The 13,409-nt window shown below is 74.3% G+C and carries 13 protein-coding genes; 6 read left to right on the plus strand and 7 right to left on the minus strand.

Features of this window, described 5'->3' with window-relative positions:
- The first annotated feature begins 72 nt into the window (after window positions 1-72).
- On the plus strand, window positions 73-1,659 hold the full coding sequence (locus LNK82_RS35020; RefSeq protein WP_230571215.1) for a protein kinase domain-containing protein: 1,587 nt from the start codon (window positions 73-75) through the stop codon (window positions 1,657-1,659).
- 1 nt (window position 1,660) lies between these two features.
- Here the strand turns inward: LNK82_RS35020 and LNK82_RS35025 are convergent, their stop codons facing one another.
- From LNK82_RS35025 to LNK82_RS35040, 4 genes are read right to left on the minus strand one after another with little or no spacing between them, the layout of a single operon-like run.
- The gene (locus tag LNK82_RS35025; protein WP_230571216.1) at window positions 1,661-3,625 is read right to left on the minus strand and encodes a transglutaminase TgpA family protein; all 1,965 of its coding nucleotides are present in this window, start codon (window positions 3,623-3,625) and stop codon (window positions 1,661-1,663) included.
- On the minus strand, window positions 3,622-4,641 hold the full coding sequence (locus tag LNK82_RS35030; RefSeq protein ID WP_230571217.1) for a DUF58 domain-containing protein: 1,020 nt from the start codon (window positions 4,639-4,641) through the stop codon (window positions 3,622-3,624). Before LNK82_RS35030 ends, LNK82_RS35025 begins: the two co-directional genes overlap by 4 nt.
- A gap of 30 nt (window positions 4,642-4,671) precedes the next feature.
- Window positions 4,672-5,622 carry an AAA family ATPase gene (locus LNK82_RS35035; RefSeq protein ID WP_230571218.1) on the minus strand — a complete coding sequence of 317 codons (951 nt, stop codon included), beginning with the start codon at window positions 5,620-5,622 and terminating at the stop codon, window positions 4,672-4,674.
- Entirely contained in the window at window positions 5,619-7,400 is a 1,782-nt protein-coding gene (locus tag LNK82_RS35040; RefSeq protein WP_230571219.1) for a fibronectin type III domain-containing protein, read from the minus strand. The genes LNK82_RS35035 and LNK82_RS35040 overlap by 4 nt, the downstream gene beginning before the upstream one ends.
- Before the next feature lie 64 nt (window positions 7,401-7,464).
- Between LNK82_RS35040 and LNK82_RS35045 the strand changes: the two genes are divergently transcribed.
- Window positions 7,465-7,893, plus strand: coding sequence for a hypothetical protein (locus LNK82_RS35045; RefSeq protein WP_230571220.1), 429 nt, complete (start codon window positions 7,465-7,467; stop codon window positions 7,891-7,893).
- Here the strand turns inward: LNK82_RS35045 and LNK82_RS35050 are convergent.
- Window positions 7,880-9,115, minus strand: coding sequence for a sensor histidine kinase (locus tag LNK82_RS35050; RefSeq protein ID WP_230571221.1), 1,236 nt, complete (start codon window positions 9,113-9,115; stop codon window positions 7,880-7,882). The two genes, LNK82_RS35045 and LNK82_RS35050, sit on opposite strands and share 14 nt — an antisense overlap.
- An 8-nt stretch (window positions 9,116-9,123) precedes the next feature.
- Window positions 9,124-9,780: a response regulator transcription factor gene (locus LNK82_RS35055; protein WP_230571222.1), complete on the minus strand. Its 657-nt coding sequence runs from the start codon at window positions 9,778-9,780 to the stop codon at window positions 9,124-9,126.
- A gap of 40 nt (window positions 9,781-9,820) precedes the next feature.
- On the opposite strand from LNK82_RS35055, the gene LNK82_RS35060 reads away from it, so the two are divergent.
- The 4 genes from LNK82_RS35060 (at window position 9,821) to LNK82_RS35075 (ending at window position 12,881) form a co-directional block, all read left to right on the plus strand.
- Window positions 9,821-10,501 carry an AfsR/SARP family transcriptional regulator gene (locus tag LNK82_RS35060; protein WP_230571223.1) on the plus strand — a complete coding sequence of 227 codons (681 nt, stop codon included), beginning with the start codon at window positions 9,821-9,823 and terminating at the stop codon, window positions 10,499-10,501.
- Between the two features lie 265 nt (window positions 10,502-10,766).
- Window positions 10,767-11,627: a type VII secretion protein EccE gene (locus LNK82_RS35065; RefSeq protein ID WP_230571224.1), complete on the plus strand. Its 861-nt coding sequence runs from the start codon at window positions 10,767-10,769 to the stop codon at window positions 11,625-11,627.
- The gene (locus LNK82_RS35070; RefSeq protein WP_230571225.1) at window positions 11,624-12,196 is read left to right on the plus strand and encodes a helix-turn-helix transcriptional regulator; all 573 of its coding nucleotides are present in this window, start codon (window positions 11,624-11,626) and stop codon (window positions 12,194-12,196) included. The genes LNK82_RS35065 and LNK82_RS35070 overlap by 4 nt, the downstream gene beginning before the upstream one ends.
- 13 nt (window positions 12,197-12,209) lie before the next feature.
- A complete protein-coding gene (locus LNK82_RS35075) occupies window positions 12,210-12,881 on the plus strand; it encodes a response regulator transcription factor (RefSeq protein WP_230571226.1) in 672 nt (223 codons plus the stop codon).
- 8 nt (window positions 12,882-12,889) lie between these two features.
- Here LNK82_RS35075 and LNK82_RS35080 read toward each other — a convergent pair whose 3' ends face one another.
- Window positions 12,890-13,387, minus strand: a complete 498-nt coding sequence (locus LNK82_RS35080; RefSeq protein WP_230571227.1) for a hypothetical protein — start codon at window positions 13,385-13,387, stop codon at window positions 12,890-12,892.
- Window positions 13,388-13,409 lie beyond the last annotated feature (22 nt).

A 13,409-nucleotide genomic window follows, 5' to 3' on the forward strand; every position in this document is an offset into this window, starting at 1 on the left:
GTGCGGCAGCTACCGGACACGGGACGTGGCGGCTGGACGTGCTGCGGCACCGTGGGGACAATGAGCACCGCGATGGCCAATCCTCGAGGCAACCACCTGGTACCGCTGGGCAACGGCCCGGTGGCGACGGTGTACGCGGGCGCCGGGACCGCGTACAAGGTGTTCCCGGTCGCGCTGGACCGCCGCACGCGGGTCGCGCTGGAACGTGAGATCGGGAAGTGGCGGCGGGTGCCGTTCACCCCGGTCGTGCGCGGTGTCGAGGAGCTGGCCGACGGTGTGACGGCGGTGTACTCCGAGCTGTGCCGGTACTCGCTGGCGGCGCGGGTGCGGCACGAGGGCGCGTTGCCGGTGGCCGAGGTGCTGGACCTGGGGCAGGTGCTGGCGGAGGCGTTGGCCGCCGCGCACGCCGCCGGCCTCGTGCACGGCGGGGTCACCGCGACGAACGTCCTGTTCCGCGCGTCCGGCGAGCCGGTGCTGGCCGACGGCGGGCTGGTGGCGCGCCGCGCGTTCCCGGCCGACCCGCCGGTGGACTTCGCCGCGCCGGAGACCGTGCGCGACGCGGTGCGCGACGCGCGGACCGACCTGTACGGCTTGGGGGCCGTGCTGTACCTGGCGCTGACGGGCGAGGTGCCGTACCCGGGGCGGATGGGGGAGCGGGCCGAGGAACACCTGCTGCGCGTGCTGGGCGCCCCGGTGCCGGAGGTGACGCGCGCCGACTTGCCCGTGGGCCTGGCGGACTTGGTGCGCGCGCTGCTGGCGGAGGAGCCGGACGCCCGCCCGACGGACGTGGCGGCACGACTGGCGGCCATCGCCGGTGTCGGCTTCGACGACTTCGCGGACACCACCTACGCGCCGACCCCCAACCCGCCGTTCACGGTGCCCACCACCGCACCGGCGGCACCGACCTCATCGCCTTACGCGCCGCCACCGCCCCCCTCGCCTTACGCACCACCGGCCCCTTCGCCTTACGCGCCACCGAACCACACGCCGCCTGCGCCGCCGAGCCACACGCCGCCTGCGCCGCCGCTGGTCAGCCCAGGGTCCACGCCGGTGCCGGTCGCACCGCCGTTCGCCCCACCGCTGAGCCAGGTTCCGCCCGCCCCATCAGCCGAGGTTCCCTTCGGCCCAGCGCCGAGCCCCTCCCCGCACCTCCCGGCGAACGACGCGCCGCCGGAGACCTACCTGGCCGTGCCACCCGCGCCACCGGTGCGGATGCCCCTCGCCGAGGTCAAACCGACCGGCAAGAAGGCCGATCGGACCGGGCGGCTCGGGTTGGTGGCGGGCGTCGTGGGCGCGTTGGCGTTGTTCGCCGCCGCGCCGTTCCTCCTCCTCGGCGAGGACGAACCACCGCCCGCGCCCGCGGCGCCGACCATGAACCCGCCCGACGGCAACGGCGCGGTGCAGATCGAGCTGGAAGTGGTCGAGGACACCGGTGACCAGGTGCGGCTCGCCTGGCGCAGCTCGGCGAAGCTGGACTACGTGGTGATCGTCGCGCCCGAAGGACAACCCAACCGGGCCACGGTGCAGGGGCGCGAGCAGACCACGCAGGTCCCGGTCGAGCCCGGCCGCAAGTACTGCTTCGAGGTCCAGGGCACCGACCGCGACAACGTCTACGTCAGCGAGCCCAAGGGCATCCGCGACGCGGTCTGCGGCAGGTAGCTCAGTACCGGAACAACGCCCGCAACCGCGCCTTCACGGGACGGCGCGCCAATCCGGACCGCACCGCCCGCGCCGAAGCCCACGCGTGCGCCCGCGCGTCGACCGGCGCACCCGACCACATCGTGGCGTCCACCGCCATCGCCAGGCCCGACAGCGCCTCCACCGTCGACCGGTCGACGACCGGCCGCGCGGCCACCGCGGCGTCCCGGACCGTCATCGCCGACGTCACCGCCACCCCGTGCCGACGAAGGCGGTCGCGCACCTCGGCCCACGCGTCCGCCACCGTCCCGGAACGCCGCCGACGCCACGACCGCACCCCGGCGACCAGCGGCACGCCGACCAACCACCCCGCCGGCGGCAGGACGACCAGCCACAGCAACGCCACCCACGGCACCCGCACCGGCTGGTCGGCGTCGTCGTCACCCGGTGGCGGCAGCATGGGCGGCGCCAAGTCCTCCACCGGCGGCAGCTGATCGCGCGCCTCCTCCGTCACCTCCGACAACCCCGCCGACGCCGACGACACCCGCGCCGACCCCGTCGGGTCCAACGCCACCCACCCGACGCCCGCCACGGCCACCTCGGGCCACGCCATGGCGTCACCGTTGCGCACCACCGACCCGTCACCCGACCCGGCGAACCCGACCACCAGCCGCGCCGGGATGGCCAGCACCCGCGCCATCGCCACGTAGGCGGCCGCGAACTGCTCGCTCGTCCCGCGCTTGTCGGCCAGCAGGAACCGCTCCAACTGCGGCCAACCGTGCCCGACCGGGAGGTTCCCCGACGTCACCAGCTCGTACTCGCGGCGCATGAACTGCTCCAGCACCAACGCGGTCTGGAACGACGACCGCATCCCCTGCACCGCGTCCTTCGCCAACGTCGCCACCTCGGCGGGCACCTCGCCGACACCGGCCAACCCGCCCGGCGCGGACGGGTCGATCGCCTTGCCCATCAACGCTTCCGGCTCGACCCGAGGCTCCCACCACGTCACCGTGTACGCCGAAGCGTGCTCCGCCAGCAACGTGCCGCGCGCCGGGTCGACCAGTGCGTCCACCCCGTCCACCGCGGCCGGGCGCGCCTGGCTCGGCAGCCAGGGTCCGCCCAACGACCCCAGCAGCTCCACCCGCGCCGACCGGGAGACCGAACCGCCGACGCCGTCCGGCAGCCCCGCGCCCATCCGGCGCAGCTCGCCGCCAGGCGTCCAGTTCACGCCGTCGAACTCGTCCAGCACCGCGATCGGCCACCGGTCGACGGGCTCCGCGTCGGCCGACGCGTACTCGAACACCGGCGTCGACGGGTCGGCCAACCGCGACGCCAGCAGGTCCAGCGGACTGGCCACCCTCGGAGACGCCGGCGGCGCGGACTCGCCCGTCCGCAACGACCAGGCCGGACCCGGCGACACCACACCCAGCGCCACCGCGCCGACGACGCCCAGCGCGATGGCCGCCCACGGCACGTCCCGCGCCACGACCACCACCCCGCACGCCGCGAACGCCAGCGCCGCCAGGATCGCCGATACCCCACCGGCCGCGGCGTAGGCCTGGCTCAACACCACGACACCCAACGCGGGCACGAGCGAGACAAGCGGCGCACGCAGCCGCAGCAGCAGTTCGACCCCGAACACCGCGGCGGCCAGCACCAGCAGCGGCACGAACACGACGACCTCGGGCTCCGGTCGCGCCGGCCACGTCGTCTGCAACGCCAGCCGCCACGACTCGGTCACGCCCGAGAGCACCGCCGTCGGGTCGGCGCGCAACGCCACGAGCAACCCCGCCAGCCCCGCCACGGCCGCCGCCACCGCGCGCCACGCCTCGCGCGACCGCAGCCACAACGTCACGCCCAACGCGGGCAGCACCGCCGCGCCGACGGGCAGCAGCAACGCGCCGACCCCGAACACCGGCCCGAACAGCAGACCCGCCACCGCGGCAGCCGCGTACACGGCGACCGATCCCCGCACGGCCACGCTCACCCCACCGCCTCGTTCCACCGCCGCACCGCCCGCTCGGCGTCCGGCGCCCAGATCACCCGTGCGTCGGCGACCTCGCCGGGACCGCCGAGCGAGAACACGACATCAGGCCGCAACGGCGCGATCGCGTCCAGCGGACCCGCCGTCACCACCACCAGGCTGCCGGGCGGACGCGACGGCAACGCCGAACCGGGCCGCACCTCCAGCACGCACAGCTCGTCCATCAACCGCCGTGCGCCCAGGACGCCACCCCGCACCGTCACGTCCGCGCCGCACGGCGTCAGCAGCCGGCCGTGCCGACCGGCGACGACACCCGCGTGCAGCAGGGACGCGGCGATCTCCACGGCCTCCTCGAAACCCTCGGCGTGCCGGGTGTCCAGCAGCAGCGTGAACCGCGGCTGGTCGGGGTCGGCGTAGTCGCGCACCATCAGCTTCCCGGTCCGCGCGGTCGCCTTCCAGTGCACCAGCCGCACCTCGTCGCCGGGCACGTACTCGCGGACCTCGCGCAGGTCCAGCGAGCCGCGCGGCGACTGGTCGGTGGTCGGGCCGTCGTGGTGGTGCCGCCGGTAGCCGCCCGCGAACGGCCGCGCCGGGTGCAGCCGGGGGTGCACCCACAGCGTCACCGTGTCGCCGGTGTCCACCAGGTTGCGCACCAGGCCGAGCGGGTCGGCGCGTTCGATCGCCAGCGGGCCGACGGTGTGCTTGCCGCGCGACGTGGTCGGCAACTCGTACCGGTACACCGCGTCCGCCCGCACGACCACGCCGCGCACGTGCGGACCACACCGGTCGCGCGCGGTGAAGCCGCCGCCCGCGTGCCGCACGTCCAGCCGCGCCAACGCGGGCTTGCCGCGCTCGACCCGGTCGGGGTAGACGTCCCGCCGCACGTCGACGCGCGGACGTCGGGCCGCGACGAGGAACGCCGCCAGCACCGCGCCCACCGACAGCCCGGCCAACGCCTGGAACACCGGGTAGCCGGCCAGGAAACCGCCGACACCGCACAGCAGGGCCACGACGAGCACGGCGACTCCGCGCCGGGTCAACCGCACCGGTCAGCCCGCCGCGAGCGGTGCCGCGACCGTGCCGAGCACCTCCGCGACCACCTCGGCGGGCCGCCGCTGGTTCAGCTCCGCGTCGGGGGTCAGCACCAACCGGTGCGCCAGCACCGGCTCGGCCACGGCCTTGATGTCGTCCGGCGTCACGAACAGCCGACCCTCGGTCGCGGCCAACGCCTGCGCGGCCCGCACGAGCGCGATGCTGCCGCGCGGGCTCGCGCCCCAGCGCACGGCGGCGTGCTCGCGGGTGGCCGCGGCGAGCCGCACGGCGTACTCGACGATCGCGGGCGCGAGGTGCGAGCCGCGGACCTCGGTGATCGCCTCGCGCAGCGCGGGGATGTCGATCACCGGTTGGAGGTCGTCCGGCCCGACCCGCGCGGCGTCGCTCATCACCACCAGCACCTCGGCGGCCAGGTCCGGGTACCCCACCGACAACCGCATCAGGAACCGGTCGAGCTGCGCCTCGGGCAACCGGTAGGTGCCCTCCATCTCGATCGGGTTCTGGGTGGCCACCACCAGGAACGGGTGCGGCACCTCGTGCGCCGTCGAGTCGACCGTGACCCGCCGCTCGCTCATCACCTCCAGCAGCGCCGACTGGGTCTTCGGCGTGCCCCGGTTGATCTCGTCGGCCAGCACCACGTTGGCGAACACGCCGCCGGGGTGGAACTCGAACCGCTCGGTCTTCTGGTGGTACACGGTCACGCCGGTGACGTCGCCGGGCAGCAGGTCGGGGGTGAACTGGATGCGGTTCCACGTGCCGCCGACGCTGCGCGCCAGGCACCGCGCCAACGTGGTCTTGCCCAGGCCGGGCACGTCCTCGACGAGCAGGTGCCCCTCGGCCAGCAACGCGGCCACGGCCAGCCGCACCACCTCGGGCTTGCCGCGCACGACGCGCTGCACGTTGTCCGCGATGGCCTGGTACGCCAGTGTCGACCTGGGCGCGTTCACCTGTCCTCCCAGTACAAGCGGTTCGACGTGACGCCACCGGCGACCACCCACACCTCTTGGCCGACACCGCTGAAGGCGAACCGGCTGGTCGTCTTGTTGCCCTGCGCGTCGGTGCGGGTGCCGTGGCCGGTGTTGAACTGCCCCCACCTGGTGGAGTAGGGGATGATGTCGTAGTCGGTGTTCGGCGCGAACCCGCGCATCTCGATGTGGATCAGCGAGCAGTCCGGTGGTTCGCAGCCGTCGTTGCTGTCCGCGCCGCGCGAGATCGTGATCGTGGGCACCTGGAACGGGGTGGCGCTCGCCGTCGCGCCCGGCCCCCGCCCGGCCGCGTTCTGGGCCACCACGGTGAACGTGTACGCGGTGCCGTTGGCCAGGCCGGTCGCGGTGAAGCCGCGTTCACCGCCGCCGAGCGTGACCGCGCCGCCGTTCCACGAGACGTGGTAGGCCGTGACCGGCACGCCGTTGTCCGGAGCCGCGCCCCAGGCCAGCGACGCCGTGCCGCTGCCCGCCGTGGCGGTCAGGCCGCCCGGCGCGCCCGGCGGGCTGGCCGGCACCACCGGTGGCGGTGGCGGCGTCTGCCGGCGGGTCGACTGCTGCGTGGTCGGCAGCGGGGCCTGCGGCTGGGTGCCGACCGGCTGGTCGGTCGTCTGGGTCGTCGTCTCCGTCGGCGACTGCCCTCGGGACGCGGACAGCCGCGTGCCGTTCACCGGCACCGGCGTCACCTTGCCCTCGGGGTCGACGACCAGCACGTGCTTGCCCTCGCCGCCCTCGACGTAGACGCGCGCGTCGTCGCCCTTGGTCAACCGGGGCGTGCCGCGCTCGGCGGGCACGGGCGTCTTCTGGTGCTTGCCGCCGGTGCTGTCGAAGGTGTGCAGGGTGCCGTTGCGCTGGTCGAGCACCGCCACGGTGGTGCCGGTGGACAGCGGCTCGCTGTAGTCGCCCGGTTCCAGCGGCACGACGACGGTCTCCGCCGGCGGTCGGTCGCCGACCACGTCGGCGCTGTCGACCAGGTGCAGCTTCCCCCTCGGGTCGAGCACCGGCACGCGGCCCGCCACGTCGCCGGGGCCGATCTTCGCGTCGTCGGGCACGTCCGCGCCGAGCGGCCTCATCCGGCTCATGTCCTCGGCCAGGTGCATCGTGTCGGACGTGGTGTCGATGAACACCGGCTTGTCGGCGACGACGGACAGCGCGCCCGTGTGCCCCTCGGCGACCGTCGCCGGGCAGGACGGCGCGGTCGTGCCCGGCGACAACCGGCACAGCCGACCGCTCTGCGTGTAGTGCAGCCAGACCGTGCCGTCGGGGGTGGCCACGGGATTGCCCAGCCGCTCGTTGGTCGAGATCGGCTCGGCGTGGTCGGTGCCGAGCCGCACCACCTTGCCCGCCTCGCGGTAGACCAGGTACGGGCCGCCCGCGACCTCCAGCGCGACCGGCACCTCGTCGTCGGACGGCGCGGCGGTGGTCCCCTCCACCCGCAGCGTCGACTTGCCGAACTCGGTGTACTTGCCGCGCCCGACGACGTAGCCGCTGGTGTCGCTCTGCACCACCAGGCTGCCCCGGTCGGCGCCCGGCACGGCGACCTCGGCGTTGACCTGCTTGGTCGAGCCGTCGACGTGGAACACCTTGCCCAGCGCCGAGTTCAGCACCCAGTGCCCCGGTTTCAGGAACTCCAGCTCCGGCACGCCGGACGCGCCACCGATGGCCAAGCCGACCACGGTGAGGCTGCCCGCGGTCAGCAAGGCCACCGGCGCGCGGCCACGCCACTTCGCGGAAATCCCCATAACACCGACCCCCTAGTCTGCGATCACGTAGCGTATGGCACCCGATACAGAAACGGTCCAGCCCTTGTCTCGTTCCCGGTTCCTGCTGCTCCTCGGCGTGCCGGCGCTGGTAGTGGTGCTCGTCCTCGCGGTCCTGCTGACGGGCGAGCGCGACGTGCCCGTCGCCGACCTGCCGCCGACGCCGACCGTCGTCGCCACGCTCAGCCTGGAGCCCCGGCTGCCCGAGGCGGGCGACGAGGTCGTGGTGCGCGCCTCCGTCGCCGCCGACCGGCCGATCACCTTGCGCGCGCTCACCGTCCAGGTCGTGCAGCGCTCGACCAACACCTCGCACGACTTCCCCGAGGTGCGCGACCACGCGATCGGCACGACCACGCAGGAGATCACGTTCCGGCGTTCGTTCGACGCCCCTGGCCGGTACACGTACTACCTCGCGTACCAGGTGGACGACGACTGGGTGCGGCTCAAGCCGTGGGAGACGTTCACGGTCCGCTGACCGGCAGGGACAGCTCGAAGATCGCCCCGCCCTCCTCGGCGTTGTAGACCCGCAGCGTGCCGCCGTGCGCCAGGGCCACCCAGCGCACGATCGCGAGCCCGAGCCCGGCGGACGCGCCGGACGTGGTGAACCGGTCGAACACGCGCTCGGCCGCCTCCGGGTCGATGCCCGGCCCGTTGTCGGCCACCGTCACCCGGCCACCCGCGACCGTGATGTGCACCTTCGCGTCGCCGTCGGGGCGGCGACCGTGCCGCAGGGCGTTGGCGAGCAGGTTGCCGATCGCGCGTTGCAGCAGGGTCGGGTCGGCGTTGACCATGGTCGGCGCGGCGGCGACGGTGACCTCGACGTCCGGCGCGGGCGTCTCCTCGACCACCACCGCGACCAGCTGGTCCAGCCAGATCGGCTGGATCGCGAGGTGCTCGACGCCCGCCGCCAGCCGGGCCCGGACCAGCAGGCCGTCGATGATCCCGCCCATCCGCGCGGCCAGCCCGACCGTGCGCGGCAGCAGTTCGGCGTGCTGGTCGGGGTTGCGCATCGCGGTCTCGGCCAAGGCGCGCAGCGCGGCCACCGGTGTCCGCAGGTCGTGTGCCGTTTCGGCGAGCAGCACCTCTTGTTGCTCCAACGCCGCCGCGGCGGGCCGGATCGCGCGGCCCGACAGCACGTGCCCGGCGAGGCCCAGCGCGACCACCAGGACCAGGCAGCCGCCCACCACGCGCCACACCGTGCCGAGGTGGCGCGCTCGTTCGGGGGCGAGGTCGGTGTAGGCGACGATCGCGCCGACCACCTCGCCGTCCGCGGTCTTCACGGGCTGGGCGCGGACCCGCAGGCCGTCCCGCGGACCGGTCACCAGGGCTTCCTGGCTCACGGCCGTGGTCGCCAGGGCGCTGAGCACGCCCATGTCGGCGTTCACGCAGGTGCGTTCGCTGCGGTGGCTGCCGAACTCGCGGGTCGCGCCGCCGGGCAGGATCACGAACTGGGGGCAGTTGCGGTTCACCGGGTCGCCCACGAGGTCCGCGGTGATCAGCGAGTCGTCGTAGTCGATGAGCCGGCTCACCACGTCGGTGACGCGGTGCAGCTCGGCGTCGAGCTTGTCGACGCCCTGGTCGCCGTCGTTCTCGATCACCAGGATGGCGAACACGAGCAGTCCGGCGGTGTTCATCGCGGTGAACAGGACGGTGAGCAGCCGTCGGAGGGTGCGCAACCGCGCCGCGGAGCCGCTCATGCCGCCGCTCATGCGGCGCCCAGCCGGTAGCCGTGCCCGTGGACGGTGTGGATCAGCTCCGGCCCGTGCAGCTTGCGGCGCAGTCTCTTGATCACGGCTTCCACCACGTTGGCCATGGGCTCGTCGTCCCAGCAGTGCTCGATCAGGTCGGTGCGGGTGACCACCTGCCCGACGTGCGCGGCGAGGTACTCCAGCACCGCGAACTCCCGACCGGACAACGACAGCAGCACGCCGGCGCGGCGCACCTCGTGCCGGATGCAGTCCACTTCGAGGTCGGCGTGCCGCAGCACGGTCGGCCGCCCGACGCCCGCGCGGCGGCACAACTTGTGCACCCGGGCGGTCAACTCCTCGACGGCGAACGGTTTGACCAGGTAGTCGTCACCGCCGTGGGCGAAGCCCGCCACCCGGTCGCCGACCGCGTCCCGCGCGGTGAGGAAGAGCACGGGCGTCGTCCAGCCGCGTGCGCGTTGCCGCTGGACGTAGTCGATGGCGTCGTCGTCGCCCAGCATCCGGTCGAACACCACGCACGCGTAGTCGGTGCGGGCGAACGCGCGGTCGGCGGCGGGGATGTCGCCCGCCGTGTCCACGTCCAGCCCGGAGCCGCGCAGCTCGGCCGCCACGGCGACCCGGAGGTTCTCGTCGTCCTCCACCACCATCACCCGCATGTCATCAGAACCTCATGTGTCGTGACGGATCGTTCGTGGCGTGATCTTCCGAGTCCTCGGCCCGCAAGCCGGGCCGCGCAAGCCCGCCACCCTGCTGGCCACGTTGCTCCTGCACGCTAACGCCTGGGTCAGCCTAGAGGAGCTGATCGACGAGATCTGGCAGGAACAGGCCGTCCCGGCGTCGGCCTCGCGGAACGTGCGCACGTACGTCTGGCAGCTCCGGCAGGTCGTGCCCGCCGGGCGCATCGACGCCAGGCCGCGGTCCTACCGGCTGCACGTCGCGCCGGGCGAGGTGGACGCCGACGTCGCCCGTTCACTGCTGGACCGGTCTCGAGGGGTGACCGGTGCGGAGGCCGTCGGCTGCCTGACGTCGGCGCTGGAGTTGTGGCGGGGCACGCCGTTCGCCGAGTTGCGGGCGGAGACGGCGATGACGGCGACGGCTTGGCTGCACGAGCTGCGGTGGGAGCTGCGGGAGCGGCTGGCGGACGCGTACACGGCGGTGGGCAGGCACGGTGAGGCGATCGCCGTGCTCCGGGCGCTGACCGCGGCGGACCCGTTGCGGGAGGGGACGTGGGCGCGGCTGGTGCGGGCGCTGCACGCGGCCGGTCGGCGGGCGAACGCGCTGTCGGAGTACCAGCGGGTGTGCGACTTCCTGGCCGCCGAGCTGGGTGTCGAGCCGGGGCCGGAGCTGGTTCGGGCGCGACGGGAGGTGGCCGCGTGATGGGCGGCTCGGGTGGCGGGTTCTGTGCCGGTGCCGGTGCCGGTGCCGGGTTCGGCGTCGGTTCGGGATGGACGGTCGGGCTGTCGTCGGTGCCGGGCAGCGGTTCGGGGACGAGGGCCGGTTCGGATAGCGGTGGCGTGGTGCGCGGGCTGGACCTCAGGGCCGGTTCGGGTGGGGCGGTCCGCTCGCCGGGCGTTCGCCTGGGCGTATGGCCGGGCGTCGGTCCTGGTCGTGCGAACCGGGTCCGGGTGTCGGGGGGAGCGCGATGACCAGGTTCGTGTGCGCCCAGCTCGCCGTGCTCGCGGTGCTGTTCGGTGTCGGGTCGCCGTGGCCCGTGGCGGTGCCGTTGTGGGTCGCCGCGGCGGTCGTGCTGGTCCTGGCGTTGGGCCGGTGGCGGCGGCGGTGGGTGTCCGAGTGGGCCGGGCGGTACGTGGCGTTCCGGGTCCGGCGGCGGCGCGGCGGTGGGTTGTTGGAGGTCGTCGCGCCCGGCGCGTGGGTGGAGGGAGACCACGTGCACGGGCCCGGCGGGGTGGTGGCCGTGCTGCGACCACGGCTGGCCGCACCCCGCGTGCTCGCCGGGCTGGCCGGGCCGGACGTCCGGGTAGTCCTGCACGTCGGGCGCGGCCAGATACGCCGGCCACGGGCCTGGGTCGCGGTGCAGGCGAAGCGGACGCCGGAGCTCTGGCACGACGACGAAGTCGTCCGCGTGCTCGGCAACTCGACCCGCCGCACCCGCCGCGAGCTGCGCCGCCGCGGCGTGACCGCCGACCTGCTCGCCGAAGAGGACCTGCTCACCACCATCGCCGCGCTCGGTCACGTGACCGGGCACCGGGAAGTCCGCGAGGACTGGCGGTACTGGCACAGCGGGCCCGTCGCGCAGGCCTGCTTCCGACTGCCGGGCACGACCGCCCGAACCGCCGTCGACTGGCTGCTCACCGCCGCGCCCGGCGTCGCGGTGACCGTCGCCCTGACCGCGGACGACGCCGTGGTGCGCATCGCGGGAGCCGCCGAGGCCGCCGTGGAAGCGGCCGTCGGGATGCTCTCCGCACACGTACGACTCGAACGACTGGATGGACTGCACGCCCGGGGCGTCGCCGCCTCGCTGCTCATCGGAGGTGTCCTGTGATCAAGGTGTTGCCGACCGGCGTGGACGCGCTGCTCGCCAAGGCCCGCGCCGAAGTCGTCGTGATGGCGACCGGCGGGATGTCGTTGCGCCGGATCGACCAGGCCAACCTGCGGCGCGGCGTGCGCTACCGGGTCCTGCTGCCCGACGCGCTGCGGCCCTCGGCGCTGGCCCTGGCGCCGTGCGACGTGCGCACGTTGCCGCAGGTGCCGATGGACGCGGTCGTCGTCGACGGTGTCGCGGCCGTGCTGCCGGCCGACCAGGGCGTCGCGGTGTTCCGGCTGCCCAGCGTGGTGCGCGCGGCGGTCGAGCTGTTCGAGCGGGTCTGGCCGGAGGCGGTGGCCGCGTACGACGTGGCCGGCGACTGCGAGCTGTCCCGGCGCGAGCAGGAGCTGCTGACGCTGCTGTTCGCCGGCAGCACGGACGAGGCCGCCGCCGCGCGGCTGGACGTCTCCGTCCGCACGGTCCGGCGCATGGTCGCCGACATCATGAACCGCCTCGGCGCGCGCAGCCGGTTCCAGGCGGGCGCCAAGGCCGCCGACCGGGGCTGGCTGCTGCAACGCGCGGGATGACTACGGTGGTGGGGTGCGCATCCTGGTGACCGAGGACGAGACGGACCTGCTGTTCGCCGTGGCGGTGTCGTTGCGCGGCGCGGGTTTCGCGGTCGACGCGGTCGCGGACCTGGCGAGCGCGGACGAGGCGCTGGCGGTCAACTCCTACGACTGCGCGGTGTTCGACCGCATGGTGCCCGGCCGCGGCACGTCGGGCCGCGTCGACACCCTGGCCTACGTCCGGCAACGGCGGCAGGCCGGGCTGCGGGTGCCGGTGCTGTTCCTCACCGCGCTGGACGGCGTGGGACACCGGGTGGAGGGCCTGGAGGTCGGCGACGACTACTTGGTGAAGCCGTTCGCGATGGAGGAGCTGGTGGTGCGGGTGCGCCTGCTGTGCCACCGCCGCGAGATCGAGCGGCCCGCCGTGCTGCGGCACGCGGACGTGGAGCTGGACGCCGGCGCGCGCCAGGTGCGGCGCGCCGGAGTGCTGCTGACGTTGACCCGGCGCGAGTACCTGGTGCTGGAGCTGCTCCTGGCCAACGCGGGGCGGCCGGTGTCACGGGCCGACCTCATCCGGCACGCGTGGGACGAGATGGCGCAGCCCGCGACCAACGTGCTGGACGTGCTGATGGCCGGACTGCGCCGGAAGCTGCGCCAGCCGCCGATCATCCACACCGTGCGGCAGGTCGGGTACCAGCTCGGCTGAGCCGCGCGTCACCCGGTGACCAGCCGCACGACCGCCGTCCCGTCCGTGACGCCGACCATCTGCACGGCGAGCACACCCGCGCGGGGCTCGGGCGGCGGTGACGGCTTGTTCGAGCACGACATGCCACCGCCACCCGGCACGAACGTGGCCGTGCAGTGCCCCTTCAGCGAACCGCTGCCACCGCCGATGGCCGACGTCAGCTCGAACTCGATCCCGTCCGCCAGCACCGCGCGCACGGCGAACGTGCCCGGTCCGGCCGCCCCGCCCAGCGGGATGTCCACCGGGCCGGACAACGCCACCTCGCACGTGCCGTCCGCGCAGGCCGCGTAGTTCGCGCCGTCCGCGGCGGTCGGAGCCGGGGGAGTGGTGGTGGTGGTCGTCGTGGTCGTAGTGCTGGTCATCGGAGCGGGAACGGCGGTGCCTGACACGGGGCCGCAGCCCGCCGTGGCCAGCGCGGCGAGCAACCCACCGGCGAGCAGCAGCCGGTCCACAGTGGATGGTGTCATGCCGTCAAGCGTGGCAGGTTTC

This window comes from Saccharothrix luteola, from assembly GCF_020859565.1.
GTDB classification, from domain to species: domain Bacteria; phylum Actinomycetota; class Actinomycetes; order Mycobacteriales; family Pseudonocardiaceae; genus Actinosynnema; species Actinosynnema luteola.